Consider the following 12,820-nt stretch of genomic DNA (forward strand, 5'->3'; position numbering starts at 1 on the left):
CGCGCGGTTCCCCGCGCCCCTGAAAGACGGGGCGCGCCCCCGCGCTACTTGGTGGCCGTCGGGCCCTCTCGGCAGATCAGCAGCAGGGCTCGGTCGTCGTTGACGTCCTTGGCCACGGCCTCGATGAGGTGCCAGGCGGCGCCGTGGAAGCCGCCGGCGACATAGCGGTCGGCCTCGCCGGTGAGCCGGTCGATGCCCTCGACGATGTCCCGCTCGGAGGTTTCGACGAGGCCGTCGGTGAACAGCATCAGGACGTCGCCGGGACGCAGGGAGCCCTTGACCGGGTCGAACTGGGCACCGTCGTAGACGCCCAGGAGGGGACCCTCGGCGGCCTTCTCCTCCCAGCGGCCGGTGCCGGCGCTGAGCTGGAGGCCCGGCGGGTGGCCGGCGGAGAAGAGTTCGTAGTCGCCGGAGTCGAGGTCGAGGACGAGGTGGATGGAGGTCGCGAAGCCCTCGTCCCAGTCCTGGCGGAGGAGATAGCCGTTGGCCGCCGGAAGGAACGCGTGCGGGGGGAGGGACCCCAGCAGCCCGCCGAAGGCGCCGGACAGGAGCAGGGCTCGGGAGCCCGCGTCCATGCCCTTGCCCGAGACGTCGGTGAGGACGACTTCGAGGGTGCGGCCGCCGTTCGTACGGGCGGCCACGACGAAGTCGCCGGAGAAGGACTGGCCGCCCGCCGGACGCAGCGCCATCTCGCGGTGCCAACCGGCGGGCAGTTGCGGCAACTTGCTCTGCACCCGGATGCGTTCACGCAGGTCGAAGAGCATGGTGCCGCCGCGCCGCCAGGGCACGCCGACGCGGCTGCGGAACTGGGCGATGAGGAGACCGAAGAAACCGCAGGCGGCGACGACCAGCACTATGCCGGGCGTCACCCGGGCCGGGCCCTCGGTGTAGGGCCCGAGCCTCACGGACTCCACGATCAGCGCGGTCGCGGCGGCCGCGTACAGGCCGAGGAGACTGGCGGGACGGAGCAGCAGGCCGCCCGCGACGATGGGGAGAACGAGGGCGGCGGGTGAGAACCACACCTCGTCGATCATCGTGAAGCAGGCGATCAGCGGGATCATCAGCAGCAGACCGGCGAGGGCGATCCAGTCGGAGCCGTCCCCGCGGAAGTAGTCGACGGCGGATTTGCGCACGCCGGTGCGGGCCCGGTGAACCAGCTTCTTCATCCGGGCCGTGAGCGTATCGGCCGCCGAGCGCCGCTCTCGTCCTGCTGCCATTGTTCGGGACCTTATCCATCGGACCAGCCCCTGTGCACAGGAGGTCCTACTTGTCCCCCTTCCGAGGGCCGGTTCACGACGAATCTCACACAGATCTCACACCGGAACGCGTCTTCGGCCCCCGTGCGCCCTCCGTGCGGCACCCGGGAAGGATCCCACGTCGAACGGCGACGCGCGGGGCAAATTCGCTCGCTCGCACCGGATTGCCCTGCTAGGCATGGCGTATGACGACTGAGCTGCGGGCGCTGCGCAAGGAAGACTGGAACGTCTGGTACGACACCCTCCTCCGCGCCTTCGGTGGCGCCCCCGAACCGGCGGAGGAGCGCGAGTTGTGGCAGGAGCTCACGGAGGTCGACCGCTCGATCGGCGCGTGGGACGGCGACCAATGCGTGGGTTCGGCCGGAGCGTTCGACTTCCGGCTCACGGTGCCCGGGGGCGCCGTCGTCCCGGCGGCGGGCGTCACCATGGTCGGTGTCGCGGCCACGCACCGGCGGCGCGGGGTACTGACGTCCATGATGCGACGGCAGTTGGACGACATCCGCTCCTGGGGCGAGTCGCTGGCGGTGCTCACCGCGTCCGAGCCGGTGATCTACGGCCGGTTCGGGTACGGCCTCGCCACGCACCGGCTGAGCGCCGACATCGACACCACCCGCGTACGGCTGTCCGTACCGCCCGGCGCGGATGACGTACGGCTGCGGTACGCGGACCCCGCCGAGGTGCTCGACGCGTGCGAGGCGGTGTATGCCCGCCGGGTGCCGGAGCGGCCGGGGATGCTGGCGCGGCGGCCGGGCTGGGAGCGTCTGGGCCTGCTCGACACGGACCGCCACCGGGACGGGGCGTCGCCCCTGCAGTGCGTGGTGGCCGAGCGGGCCGGCGACGGGGGCGGCTCCGAGGTGGTCGGGTACACGCGGTTCCGGATCAAGTCCGACTGGGGGCCGGGCGGGGCGGAGGGCGTCGTCCGGCTGAGCGCGCTGGAGGCGGTGGATCCCGCCGCGCACGCCGCGTTGTGGCGGTTTCTCTTCGACATCGACCTGACGGGGTCCATCGTGGCCCACCGGCTGCCCGTCGACGAGCCGGCGCTGCACCTGGTGTCGGACATCCGCCGGTGCGCGCTGGGGGTCAAGGACGACCTGTACCTACGGCTCGTGGACGTCGGCGCGGCGCTGCGGGAGCGGACCTATCAGGCGCCGCTGGACGTGGTGTTCGAGGTCGATGACCCCTTCTGCCCCTGGAACGAGGGGCGTTGGCGGCTCATCGGCGATCCCAAGGGCGCGACCTGCGAACGGACCGCCGACGCCGCCGATCTCTCCCTCTCCGTAAGGGAGTTGGGGTCGGCCTATCTGGGCGGGGTGAGCCTGTCCTCGCTGGCCGCGGCCGGGCGGGTGCGGGAGCTGCGGCAGGGGGCGCTGGCGGAGGCGTCCACGGGGTTCCTCGTGTCGGGGTCGGCGCCCTGGCTGCCGCACGGGTTCTAGGGCGCGGAGCCGGAGTTCAGCTCCGGGGTTCCGGTGCCGACGGCCGTGGTCGCGGGGTTCGGCTCTGTTGGCAGGCCGGGCACCAGAAGAGGTTGCGGGCGGCGAGATCGGCGGTGCGGATCTCGCCGCCACAGAGGTGGCAGGGCAGGTGCGCCCTGCGGTACACGTACACCTCGCCGCCGTGGTCGTCGACGCGGGGCGGGCGGCCCATGGCCTCCGGGGTGTGCTCCGGGCGGACGGTGTCGATGCGGTTGTGGCGTACGCCCTCGCGCATGAGGGCGACGAGGTCGGTCCAGATCGCGTCCCACTCCGCCGGGGTGATGTCCTTGCCCGCGCGGTACGGGTCGATGCCGTGCCGGAAGAGGACCTCCGCGCGGTAGACGTTGCCGACGCCCGCGATCACCTTCTGGTCCATGAGGAGCGCGGCGATCGTCGTACGGCTGCGGGAGACGCGGGCGTACGCGCGCGCCGGTTCGGCGTCGGGGCGGAGCGGGTCCGGGCCGAGGCGGGCGTGTACGGCCTGCTTCTCGGCGTCCGTGATCAGGGCGCAGGTCGTGGGGCCCCGGAGGTCCATGTACGACGTGTCGTTGCGCAGCCGCAGGCGGACGGTGTCCGTGGGCGGGGGTGCGGGGGCCGGGCCGAAGGTGACCTTGCCGAAGAGGCCCAGGTGGATGTGGACCCATTCCTCGGCTTCCTCGGCGTCCGTGTCGCCGAAGTGCAGGAAGAGGTGCTTGCCGTGGGCCTCGGCGGTGCCGAGCGGGGAGTCCGTGAGGAGGGCCGCCGCGTCGGCGAACTTGCCCTGGGGGCTCGTGACGTGGGCGTTCCGGCCGCCGCCGAAGTGGGACAGGCAGTCTTGGGCGAGGCGGTGGATGGTGTGCCCCTCCGGCACGGGTGCCTCCGGCGGTTCGGCGGGGTGGGTGGGGGGTGTTGGGGGCGCGTTTTCGGGTGCGGGTGGGTGGGGGTTGCTCGCGCAGTTCCCCGCGCCCCTGAAAAGCAGGGCTTCGCCCGTGCTTTTCAGGGGCGCGGGGCCGTGTCTTTCGGGGCGCGGGGAACTGCGCGGGCCATCACGTACAGCCCGCGGTCGCCCTACGGCTGGGGGTGGTGCGCCGGGATGGGCGGCAGGTCGCCGGTCGTCTCGTACGTCGCCAGCATGTCGATGCGGCGGATGTGGCGCTCGTCACCGGAGAACGGGGTGTTGAGGAAGGTCTCGACGAACTTGGTCGCGTCTTCCTCGGAGTGCATGCGGGCACCGACGGCGACGACGTTCGCGTTGTTGTGCTCGCGGCCCAGCGCGGCGGTCTCGGTGCTCCACGCGAGGGCGGCGCGCACGCCGGCCACCTTGTTCGCGGCGATCTGCTCGCCGTTGCCGGAGCCGCCGATGACGATGCCCAGGGACCCGGGGTCCGCGGCCGTGCGCTCCGCCGCGCGGAGGCAGAACGGCGGGTAGTCGTCCTGGGCGTCGTAGATGTGGGGCCCGCAGTCGACGGGCTCGTGGCCGGCGGCCTTCAGCCACTCGACGAGGTGGTTCTTGAGTTCGTATCCGGCGTGATCCGAGCCGAGGTAGACGCGCATGGCCCGATTGTGACACGCGTGTTTCGCCGCGGCACGACGGGGTGCGGGCTCATGAAACCGTGAGCTGAACCACAGAACCTCAAGTAAACCTCAAGTAACGATCTGGATTCAAAGGTTCAGGAATCCTTTCACCTCCGATTCACTGGACCGATCTTTACAGCGGCTCACGCGGACCCCAGCTGTCCACTCTCGTTTCCCGCTCTTACGAGAGTCGATCCGGCGGTCGCGGGGCAGACGCACGGAAGTCCCCACAACGGCGCAAAGGAAACTCCCCCATGACCTCGCAGCCGACTCTGCCGTCCCAGGCGGACCCCTCAGGCTCGTCCTCTCCCCCCTCCCCCGGTCTGCACGCCGGCCTCAAGAACCGTCATCTGTCGATGATCGCGATCGGCGGTGTGATCGGGGCCGGGCTGTTCGTCGGGTCGAGTTCCGGTATCAGGACCGCGGGTCCCGGCATCCTCCTGTCGTACGCGCTCGTCGGCACGATGGTGGTGCTGGTGATGCGGATGCTCGGTGAGATGTCCGCCGCCAATCCGACGTCGGGGTCGTTCTCGGCCCATGCCGACCGGGCGCTCGGGCGCTGGGCCGGGTTCTCGATCGGCTGGCTGTACTGGTTCTTCTGGGTCGTCGTGCTCGCGGTCGAGGCGACCGCGGGTGCGGTGATCCTGGAGGGCTGGATGCCGGCGGTGCCGCAGTGGGGGTGGGCACTGATCGTGATGGTCGTGCTGACCGCCACGAACCTGGTGTCGGTCGGCTCCTACGGCGAGTTCGAGTTCTGGTTCGCCGGGATCAAGGTCGTCGCGATCGCCGCGTTCATCGTGGTGGGCGGTCTCGCGGTGTTCGGGCTGCTGCCGGGGGCCGACACGGACAAGGCCGGGCTGGCCAACCTGACCGATCACGGCGGTTTCCTGCCCAACGGCGCGGGCGCGATCCTCATCGGCGTGCTGCTGGTCGTCTTCTCCTTCATGGGCAGCGAGATCGCCACGCTGGCCGCCGGTGAGACGGAGGACCCGCAGAAGGCGGTAACCAAGTCCACCAACAGCATCATCTGGCGGATCGGTGTCTTCTACCTCGGCTCGATCTTCGTGGTGGTGACGCTGCTGCCGTGGAACGACCCCTCGATCAAGGAGAAGGGCTCCTACGTCGCCGCCCTGGACTCCCTCGGCATCGCGCACGCCGGTCAGATCATGAACTTCATCGTGCTGACGTCGGTGCTGTCCTGTCTGAACTCCGGTCTGTACACCGCGTCACGGATGGCCTTCTCGCTGGGTGAGCGCGGGGACGCGCCGCGCTCGTTCGGCCGTACGAACGGCCGGGGTGTGCCGATGACCGCGATCCTCGCGTCGGTCGTCTTCGGCTTCGTCGCCGTCATCTTCAACTACTTCTTTCCCGAGGGTGTCTTCCTCTTCCTGGTCAACTCCTCCGGCGCGGTCGCCCTGTTCGTGTGGCTCGTCATCTGCTTCTCGCAGCTGCGCATGCGCCGGATCATCGAGCGGGAGACGCCGGAGAAGCTGGTCGTGAAGATGTGGCTCTACCCGTATCTGACGTGGGCCACCATCGGGCTGATCCTCTTCGTCCTCGGCTACATGCTCACCGACACCGAGCACGGCAACCGCGAGATCCTGCTGCTGTCGCTGCTGGTCGCGGCGGTCGTCGTCGGTATCGCGCTCGTCAAGGAGAAGATCGGCGGCCGGAAGGCCACCGGCGCCGAGGTGTCCGACAAGGTGCACTGAGCGCGGGGCGGTCGAGCCCGCCTCTGAAACGTCCGGGGTCCGGTGGCGGTTCGTACGCCACCGGGCCCCGTTTCGTCGTCCAGGCGGCTCACAGGGGTGTGAGCTGCTGCCGTTGGAGTGCATTCAAAGGTGTACAGGTGCGCGCGAGTGAGTGTGGGTGGGCCCGTGTCGTGTCGCGTGGTCCGGCCATGGTGGCGGCTAGGAACGGTGTGAAGGTCTTCTCGACCTTCTCGTAGACGGGGAGGGCGCGGTCCTCGATGTCGGGGTGGCACCAGGTGGTGAGCTGGTAGGACTTACCGCCGGTGTCGAAGCCCAGGGAGCGGACGTGCCAGGGCAGTTCCTGGGCCGTGACGGTGTACTCCCACACGACGGCGGGCTCACCCCGGAACTCGGTCTCCTCCGGGCGGATCCGGTCGTATCCCGGCCCCTGGCTGGTGCTCTTCTCCTTCTTCTGCCACTGCTCCAGGAGGTCGCCGCGCAGGAGGGAGGTCGGGCGGGCGGGAGGTGCCGGCGACGGTGGGGGTGGGGGACGGGCCGGAGGGGGAGGCCGAGGTGGTCGCGGACAACGCCCTGTGGTTCTTGCCGTCGGGTGAGCCGTCCATCGTCGATACGACGACCGCGGCCACGGCGGCCGTCACGGCAACGGCGGCGGCCGCGACGAGGGCGATACGCGCTTGTTCCGCCGGGGGTCCGTGGGATCCATGGGATCCATGGAGTCGGTGGGATCCGTGGGGGTGGGGTCCGTGGGAATGGCGGGTGTGGCAGGGGTTTTGGGGCCCGTGGCGTCGGCGCGCTTCGCGCGCCTTGACGGCACGGGTGGGCCCGGTGATTCGCCGGGCGGTATGGGGGCCTGGGCCGGGTCAGCAGTTCGCTGCCGTGGAGGGGCTTCGGCGCGCCCTCCGAGGGGAGTTCGGGGGTGCTCGCGGGCGGGGTTTCGGAGGAGGCGTTGGAGGAGGCGTCGGGGGCGAGGTCGGAGGGCGGGCCCTGGGGGCGGCCCGAGACGCGCTCGGGGGCCATGTAGTCGGGCGAGCGGCGGTGACGGTGACGGCGGGCGCGGCGGAGGGAAGGACGACACGCCGGACGAGCTGCCCCAGACCGGTCCGGCCGACCGCGTCCTGCCGCTCGGCATGGCCGGCGCCGCGCTCATCTCGGCCGGTGCGGCGGGCCTGTGGTGGAACCACCGGCGGGCCCGGCAGGATTCCTGACCGGCCGAGCAGGAGAGGTGCTCGCGCGGACCGGGCCGGAGGCGGCCGCGATGTGTGTCGCGCAGGTCCACCATCAGGGCCCGGGCCGTCGACTGCGCGTTCGGCGGCGGGGATCGGGGTGAGGGGCCGCACGGCGTCGGAACGCGGAAGAGGCTCGCCGTGGTGCGGTCGGCGTACGACCCGGCGAGCCTCTTCGGAGGGTGTTACGGCGTCACGGGCTGAATGGCGCCCGCTCAGCGGGGCCGAGTCGAGGCGTCACCTGTTCAGCAGCTTCCACGCCGTCGGCATCAGCCCCATGGCCAGGGCGGCCTTGATGGCGTCGCCCAGCAGGAAGGGGGTGAGGCCGACCGCGACGGCGGTGGAGAAGGGGATGCCGGCCGTGACGGCGAGGTAGGGGACGCCGACGGCGTAGATGATCGCCTCGCCGACGAGCATCGTGCCCGCCATGCGCAGCGTGGAGCGGTCGCCGCCGCGGCGGGCCAGCGCGCCCACGGCGGCGACGGCCAGGATCATGCCGAGGATGTAGCCGAAGGAGACACCGACGCCGGAGGTACCGTTCGCGAACCACGGCACCCCGGCCAGGCCGGCCAGCGCGTACAGGGCGAGCGAGGCGGCACCGCGGCCCGCGCCGAGGGTGGTACCGACGAGCAGGGCGGCGAAGGTCTGGCCGGTGACCGGGACCGGGGAGCCCGGCACGGGTACGGCGATCTGGGCGGCCAGCCCGGTGAGCGCGGCGCCGCTGACCACGAGCGCGATGTCGCGGGCGCGGACGCTGGAGACGGGCAGCAGGTCGGCGAGGACCTCGCCGGGGCGGGCTGACGAGGCGGCGGCGGTGCTCATGTTCGGGCTCACTCCGGCGGGTGAAGTCGGCGGGGACACGGTGACGCTATCCCAGGGCCCTCGCGCCGGACACCGTCAGCGCTCGACAAAGGGGGGAGCGACGCCTTGGTGGGCTTCTCACAAAGGATGCTGGTTACACCCGGTACGGCGTGATGCCGGTCACTGAGGTGACGTGGCTTGGACCATGAAGGGGCGTCACATCGGATCTGTAGGGTTTCACCAATCGGGTCGGTGGGGTGGACAGGTGCCGTCTCGCCCGTCGGTCGCCGTCTGGGCAGCGGTGGGCCGTTTTGCTAGCTTCGAGCGCATGGTTGCTCAGGCCCGGTACTTCTCGTCGCGTCGCCACGTCGACCTGCGACGCGTGGGCACGGCCATCTGTCGCCGCTCCGGGTGAGGCGGCTCCGGCACGCCTCGCCTTCCGAGACGGCGCAGTGTCGGACCCGTTCCCGAGGATGATCGCCATGCCCCGTGCCGCGACGGCACCCACCCTTGTCACCCCTGCCTCCCCTTTCTCTCCCGTGCCGCGCGCCGCCGACAGCGACCGGCGGCGGACCAGCGCGAGCGTGGTCCTGCGGTCCGTGCTGGAGCACGGTCCCGTGGCACGCAGCATCATCGCCCGGGTGACCGGACTGTCGCCGGCCTCGGTGACCGACTACTGCGCCCGGTTCGCGGGGGTCGGTCTCATCCGTGAGGCCGCACCGCCCCGGCGGGCCAAGGCGGCGGGGCGCCCGCACGTGCCCCTCGACCTGGACGACTCGCGGTTCGTGGTGGGCGGGGTGCATGTGGCCGTGCCGTACACGACCGTCGCGCTGCTCGATCTGCGCGGACGGGTGGTCGTGGAGCGACGGTTGAAGCACGGCTCCACCGACCCCGCCCGGGTCCTGGCGCGGGCCGCCGACGAACTCCGGGCCCTGCTGGACGCGGCGCCGGGCTGCCGCGCCCTGGCCATCGGCTTCGCGGCCGGCGGCTGGGTGGACCGGGAGACCGGAACCGTCGTCGAGCATCCGCTGCTGGGCTGGCGCGAGGTGCCGGTGCGGGAGATGCTCGGTGCCCGGACCGGGCTGCCGGTCCATGTGGACGGGCACGCACGGGCGTTGGTGGGCGCCGAGCAGTTGTTCGGGCGGGCGCGTGGCAGCCGGAGCGTGCTGCACCTGTTCGTCGGCAACGTGGTCGACGCGGCGTTCGCGACCAACGACGAGGTGCACCACGGGCCCCGCTCCCAGGCCGGGGCGATCGCCCATCTGCCGTTGCCCGGCGGTACGGAGCCCTGCGCATGCGGTCGGATCGGCTGCCTCCAGGCCGAGTTGAGCGAGCGGACACTGTGCCGGCGGGCGCGGGCGGCCGGGGTCATCGACGGGGTGAACCCGATGCGGGTGCTGGACGCGGCGGCGGGCGGCGACGCGACGGCCGTACGTCTGCTGGTGGAACGGGCGCGGATGGTGGGGCGGGCGGCGGAGCTGCTGCTCGACGTGCTGAACCCGGAGACGGTGGTGGTCACCGAGATCGGGGTCATCGGCCGGGCGGACTGCCTCGCGGCGCTGCGCGCGGCCGTGGGGCCGGACCGGGCGGCGGCCGTGGGACCGACGAGCTTCCCCGACTCCGTGCTGGCCACGGCGGGCGGGGCGGTGGCTCTGGACGTGCTCTACCGGGATCCGCTGGGGGCCGTGGCGCGACTCGACCACGGCTCGGCCGAGGCCGGTTAATTCAGAAACTCCGAATGTTGACAGGCAATGCCGAAGACCGGGAACATCGTATTCATGCTGCTCACGAGTTGTCGCACCCTCTGTTGCTGACACGTTGACGTTCCGGAGTGCCTCTCGCACTCCGGCCGACGCGGCACTTCTTCCTGCGTGAGTTCTCCTTCCGCAGCTTTCTTGTGCTTCTCCCTCTTCCGCCGCCTCGGCCTCAGCCTCGGCCTCGGCCTCAGTTTCCGTCCGCTTCTGCGGATTTCCTCCGTGCGCGATTCCGTGCGCCTCGGCGCACGTTCCGTACTGTCCCGACGTTTCCCTCAGGGGGTCCTCCCATGCCTTCCTCCGCCGCGCCCGGCTTCGACCGGCGGCTCTTCCTCACCTCTCTCCTCGGCGTCACGGCCGCGGCGGCCGGACTGAGCGGCTGCGCCGACAGCAGCGCGGCGACCGCCCGGACGGCCGCGGACGCGCCGCTGCCCACCAAGGTGCCCTCGGGTACGAGCCTGAAGATCTCCTCGTTCCAGAATCAGCAGGAGTTGCAGCTGAGGCTCGCGAAACTCGACGATCTGCCTTTCAGAGTGAGTAGTTGGGCGAACATCGGTGCCGGTCCCGATGTCATCAACGCGTTCCGGTCGGGTTCACTGGACGTGGCCAACAACGCGGGAATCCCGCCGATCCAGGCGCATTACCAGGGATACGACGCGAAAATCGTCGCCATCAACGTCACCCGGAAGCCGAACTATCTCTTCGCCACCAAACCCGGCAGCGACATCACCTCGGTCAAGGATTTCCGGGGCAAGAAGCTCGCCTTCTCCCAGGGGCAGGCGCAGGGCGTCGTCCTCCTGCGGGCGTTGAAGAAGGCGGGGGTCGCGTACGACGACGCAAAGCTCGTCCCGCTGACCAGCAACCAGTTCCTGACGGCCCTGCAGTCGGGCCAGGTGGACGTGGCGCCGCTCGGCAACCAGCAGGCGCCCGCCTATCTGCAGCAGTACGGATCCAAGGGCGCCCGCACGATCACCACCGACGTGGTGGACCTGCTCAACCTGCTGTGGGCGCCGGCCTCCGTGCTGGGCGACTCCGCGAAGGCGGCCGCCGTGGCCGCGTACATCCCGTACTGGGCGAAGGGCGCGGTCTGGCAGTACGAGAACCCGGACATCTGGAACGAGGAGTTCTACGTGAAGACCCAGAATCTGACTCCCGCCCAGGCGGAGTCGATCACCGAACTCGCCAACAAGCCGCTCTTCCCGCCGAGTTGGGACGAGGCGATCAAGTGGGAGCAGGAGACCGCCGATCTGCTGGCGGAGGGCGGCTTCGTGAAGAAGTTCGACGTCGGCACGCTCTTCGACCGGCGGTTCGAGGGGATCGCGGCGAAGGCCGTGACCGCGGAGTACCGGAGGTGAGCGCCGTGACCACGGGCGCCTCGACGACCACCGGCGCCGCGTCCGCCGCCACCGCCACCGCCACCGCCACCGCCACCGATCCAACCTCCGCCGCTGCTGCCGCCGCCGAGGAACAGGAGGCCTCTCAGGTCCGCAGGCGCCGGCGTCTCTCCCCCGGTAAGCGGCTGCCCGCCTCCCGGCTCGTCGGGCCGCTGCTGTTCCTCGCCCTGTGGGCGGTCGCCTCCGCCGCCGGGCAGCTCGATCCGGCGGCGGTCCCCGCGCCCTGGACGGTGCTGGAGACCGGTGTCCATCTGTGGACCGACGGGACGCTGACGACGGACATCGTGACGTCGTTGCAGCGGGCCGGATCAGGGTTCGCGATCGGTCTGACCGCCGGTGTCGCGCTCGCCCTGGCCTCCGGGCTCAGCCGGACCGGCGAGGCCCTGATCGACGGGACCGTGCAGCTCAACCGGGCGATCCCGACGCTGGGCCTGATCCCGCTGTTCATCCTCTGGCTGGGCATCGGCGAGACCTTCAAGATCGCGATCATCGCCATCGTCGTCTACATCCCGATCTACCTCAACACCCATGCGGCACTGGCCGGGATCGACAGCCGTTTCGTCGAACTCGCCGAGGTGCAGGGCCTGTCGAGGTTCCAGTTCGTCCGGCAGATCGTCATTCCCGGCGCGCTGCCCGGCTTCTTCGTGGGCCTGCGCCTCGGAGTGACCGGCTCCTGGCTGGGCCTGGTCGTCCTGGAGCAGATCAACGCCACCAACGGACTCGGCTACATGATGTTCCAGGCCCAGAACTACGGCCAGAGCGACGTCATCCTCGTCGGCCTGGTCGTCTACGGGATCTTCGGCCTGGTCTCCGACAGCGCGGTCCGTCTCATCGAACGGAGGGTGCTGTCATGGCGACGCACGCTGAGCAGCTGACGGCCACCACGACGACAGCGGCCCGGCCCGCCGTACAACTCCGGGAACTCACCCGGTCGTTCGACGGGCGCAAGGTCCTCGACGGTGTCGACCTGGACATCCCCGCCGGGCAGTTCGTCGCCCTGCTCGGGCACAGCGGCTCCGGCAAGAGCACACTGCTGCGGGCGGTCGCCGGGCTCGACCACGAGGTGGTGGGCAGCGGCCGGCTCACCGCGCCGGCCAGGGTGTCCGTCGTCTTCCAGGACTCCCGGCTGCTGCCCTGGCGCAGGGTCCTCGACAACGTGCTGCTGGGCGCGGAGGGCAGAGCGGCCGCCGACAAGGGCCGCGAGGCGCTCGCCGAGGTGGGCCTGAAGGGCCGTGAGCGCGCCTGGCCGAACGAGCTGTCCGGCGGCGAGGCGCAGCGCGCGGCGCTGGCCCGCTCCCTCGTCCGCGAGCCCGAACTGCTCCTCGCCGACGAGCCGTTCGGCGCCCTGGACGCGCTCACCCGGATCCGGATGCACGCCCTGCTCAGGCAGCTGTGGGAGCGCCACCGGCCCTCCGTCCTGCTCGTCACCCACGACGTCGACGAGGCGATCGTGCTCGCCGACCGGGTTCTCGTGCTCGAACAGGGCCGCATCGGCCTCGACCTGGCCATCGACCGCCCGCACCCGCGCTCGTACCGGGACCCCCTGCTGGGCGAGTACCGCGAACGGCTGCTCGCCGCGCTCGGTGTGACGGCGGACCACCAGTGACCACCAGTGGCCGCCACTGGCCTCCGGTGAACCGCCGACGCACTCCCG

The 12,820-nt window shown here is 71.0% G+C and carries 12 protein-coding genes; 7 read left to right on the top strand and 5 right to left on the bottom strand.

Annotated features, from left to right (window positions below; translation table 11 throughout):
- Positions 1 to 44 precede the first annotated feature (44 nt).
- Positions 45 to 1,217: a PP2C family protein-serine/threonine phosphatase gene (locus OG202_RS17430; RefSeq protein WP_326582800.1), complete on the bottom strand. Its 1,173-nt coding sequence runs from the start codon at positions 1,215 to 1,217 to the stop codon at positions 45 to 47.
- 224 nt (positions 1,218 to 1,441) lie between these two features.
- On the opposite strand from OG202_RS17430, the gene OG202_RS17435 reads away from it, so the two are divergent.
- Positions 1,442 to 2,689, top strand: coding sequence for a GNAT family N-acetyltransferase (locus OG202_RS17435; RefSeq protein WP_327729707.1), 1,248 nt, complete (start codon positions 1,442 to 1,444; stop codon positions 2,687 to 2,689).
- 16 nt (positions 2,690 to 2,705) lie between these two features.
- On the opposite strand, the gene OG202_RS17440 is transcribed toward OG202_RS17435, so the two are convergent.
- Positions 2,706 to 3,578, bottom strand: a complete 873-nt coding sequence (locus tag OG202_RS17440) for an Fpg/Nei family DNA glycosylase (protein ID WP_327729706.1) — start codon at positions 3,576 to 3,578, stop codon at positions 2,706 to 2,708.
- Positions 3,579 to 3,775: 197 nt separating this feature from the next.
- Entirely contained in the window at positions 3,776 to 4,261 is a 486-nt protein-coding gene (locus OG202_RS17445; RefSeq protein WP_326582797.1) for a ribose-5-phosphate isomerase, read from the bottom strand.
- A gap of 275 nt (positions 4,262 to 4,536) precedes the next feature.
- Here OG202_RS17445 and OG202_RS17450 point away from each other — a divergent pair, with 275 nt between their 5' ends.
- Positions 4,537 to 5,994 (top strand): amino acid permease, encoded by a 1,458-nt coding sequence (locus tag OG202_RS17450; protein ID WP_327729705.1) that lies wholly within the window; start codon positions 4,537 to 4,539, stop codon positions 5,992 to 5,994.
- Between the two features lie 88 nt (positions 5,995 to 6,082).
- On the opposite strand, the gene OG202_RS17455 is transcribed toward OG202_RS17450, so the two are convergent.
- Both OG202_RS17455 and OG202_RS17465 read right to left on the bottom strand, forming a co-directional pair.
- Positions 6,083 to 6,361 (bottom strand): hypothetical protein, encoded by a 279-nt coding sequence (locus tag OG202_RS17455; protein ID WP_328223076.1) that lies wholly within the window; start codon positions 6,359 to 6,361, stop codon positions 6,083 to 6,085.
- 1,093 nt (positions 6,362 to 7,454) lie between these two features.
- A complete protein-coding gene (locus OG202_RS17465; protein WP_328223077.1) occupies positions 7,455 to 8,039 on the bottom strand; it encodes a biotin transporter BioY in 585 nt (194 codons plus the stop codon).
- 307 nt (positions 8,040 to 8,346) lie between these two features.
- Between OG202_RS17465 and OG202_RS46525 the strand changes: the two genes are divergently transcribed.
- The 5 genes from OG202_RS46525 to OG202_RS17485 all read left to right on the top strand — a co-directional run bounded on the left by OG202_RS46525 (position 8,347) and on the right by OG202_RS17485 (position 12,772).
- Positions 8,347 to 8,433, top strand: a complete 87-nt coding sequence (locus OG202_RS46525) for a putative leader peptide (protein ID WP_405896029.1) — start codon at positions 8,347 to 8,349, stop codon at positions 8,431 to 8,433.
- Positions 8,434 to 8,500: 67 nt separating this feature from the next.
- Complete coding sequence (locus tag OG202_RS17470; protein WP_327729702.1) at positions 8,501 to 9,742, top strand: ROK family protein; 1,242 nt, start codon at positions 8,501 to 8,503, stop codon at positions 9,740 to 9,742.
- A gap of 320 nt (positions 9,743 to 10,062) precedes the next feature.
- Positions 10,063 to 11,127 (top strand): ABC transporter substrate-binding protein, encoded by a 1,065-nt coding sequence (locus tag OG202_RS17475; RefSeq protein ID WP_327729701.1) that lies wholly within the window; start codon positions 10,063 to 10,065, stop codon positions 11,125 to 11,127.
- Positions 11,124 to 12,041, top strand: coding sequence for an ABC transporter permease (locus OG202_RS17480; RefSeq protein WP_328223079.1), 918 nt, complete (start codon positions 11,124 to 11,126; stop codon positions 12,039 to 12,041). Before OG202_RS17475 ends, OG202_RS17480 begins: the two co-directional genes overlap by 4 nt.
- Positions 12,017 to 12,772: an ABC transporter ATP-binding protein gene (locus OG202_RS17485; RefSeq protein WP_327729699.1), complete on the top strand. Its 756-nt coding sequence runs from the start codon at positions 12,017 to 12,019 to the stop codon at positions 12,770 to 12,772. Before OG202_RS17480 ends, OG202_RS17485 begins: the two co-directional genes overlap by 25 nt.
- The last annotated feature ends 48 nt before the right edge of the window (positions 12,773 to 12,820 follow it).

It is taken from the genome of Streptomyces sp. NBC_00310 (assembly GCF_036208085.1).
In the GTDB taxonomy this organism is placed as follows: Bacteria; Actinomycetota; Actinomycetes; order Streptomycetales; family Streptomycetaceae; genus Streptomyces.

Bases quoted from the DNA above. Each gene is read 5' to 3' on its own strand.
- OG202_RS17450 (WP_327729705.1), top strand. From the start codon at position 4,537: ATGACCTCGCAGCCGACTCTGCCGTCCCAGGCGGACCCCTCAGGCTCG.
- OG202_RS17475 (WP_327729701.1), top strand. From the start codon at position 10,063: ATGCCTTCCTCCGCCGCGCCCGGCTTCGACCGGCGGCTCTTCCTCACC.
- OG202_RS46525 (WP_405896029.1), top strand. From the start codon at position 8,347: ATGGTTGCTCAGGCCCGGTACTTCTCGTCGCGTCGCCACGTCGACCTG.
- OG202_RS17435 (WP_327729707.1), top strand. From the start codon at position 1,442: ATGACGACTGAGCTGCGGGCGCTGCGCAAGGAAGACTGGAACGTCTGG.
- OG202_RS17445 (WP_326582797.1), bottom strand. From the start codon at position 4,261: ATGCGCGTCTACCTCGGCTCGGATCACGCCGGATACGAACTCAAGAAC.
- OG202_RS17470 (WP_327729702.1), top strand. From the start codon at position 8,501: ATGCCCCGTGCCGCGACGGCACCCACCCTTGTCACCCCTGCCTCCCCT.
- OG202_RS17465 (WP_328223077.1), bottom strand. From the start codon at position 8,039: ATGAGCACCGCCGCCGCCTCGTCAGCCCGCCCCGGCGAGGTCCTCGCC.
- OG202_RS17430 (WP_326582800.1), bottom strand. From the start codon at position 1,217: ATGGCAGCAGGACGAGAGCGGCGCTCGGCGGCCGATACGCTCACGGCC.
- OG202_RS17485 (WP_327729699.1), top strand. From the start codon at position 12,017: ATGGCGACGCACGCTGAGCAGCTGACGGCCACCACGACGACAGCGGCC.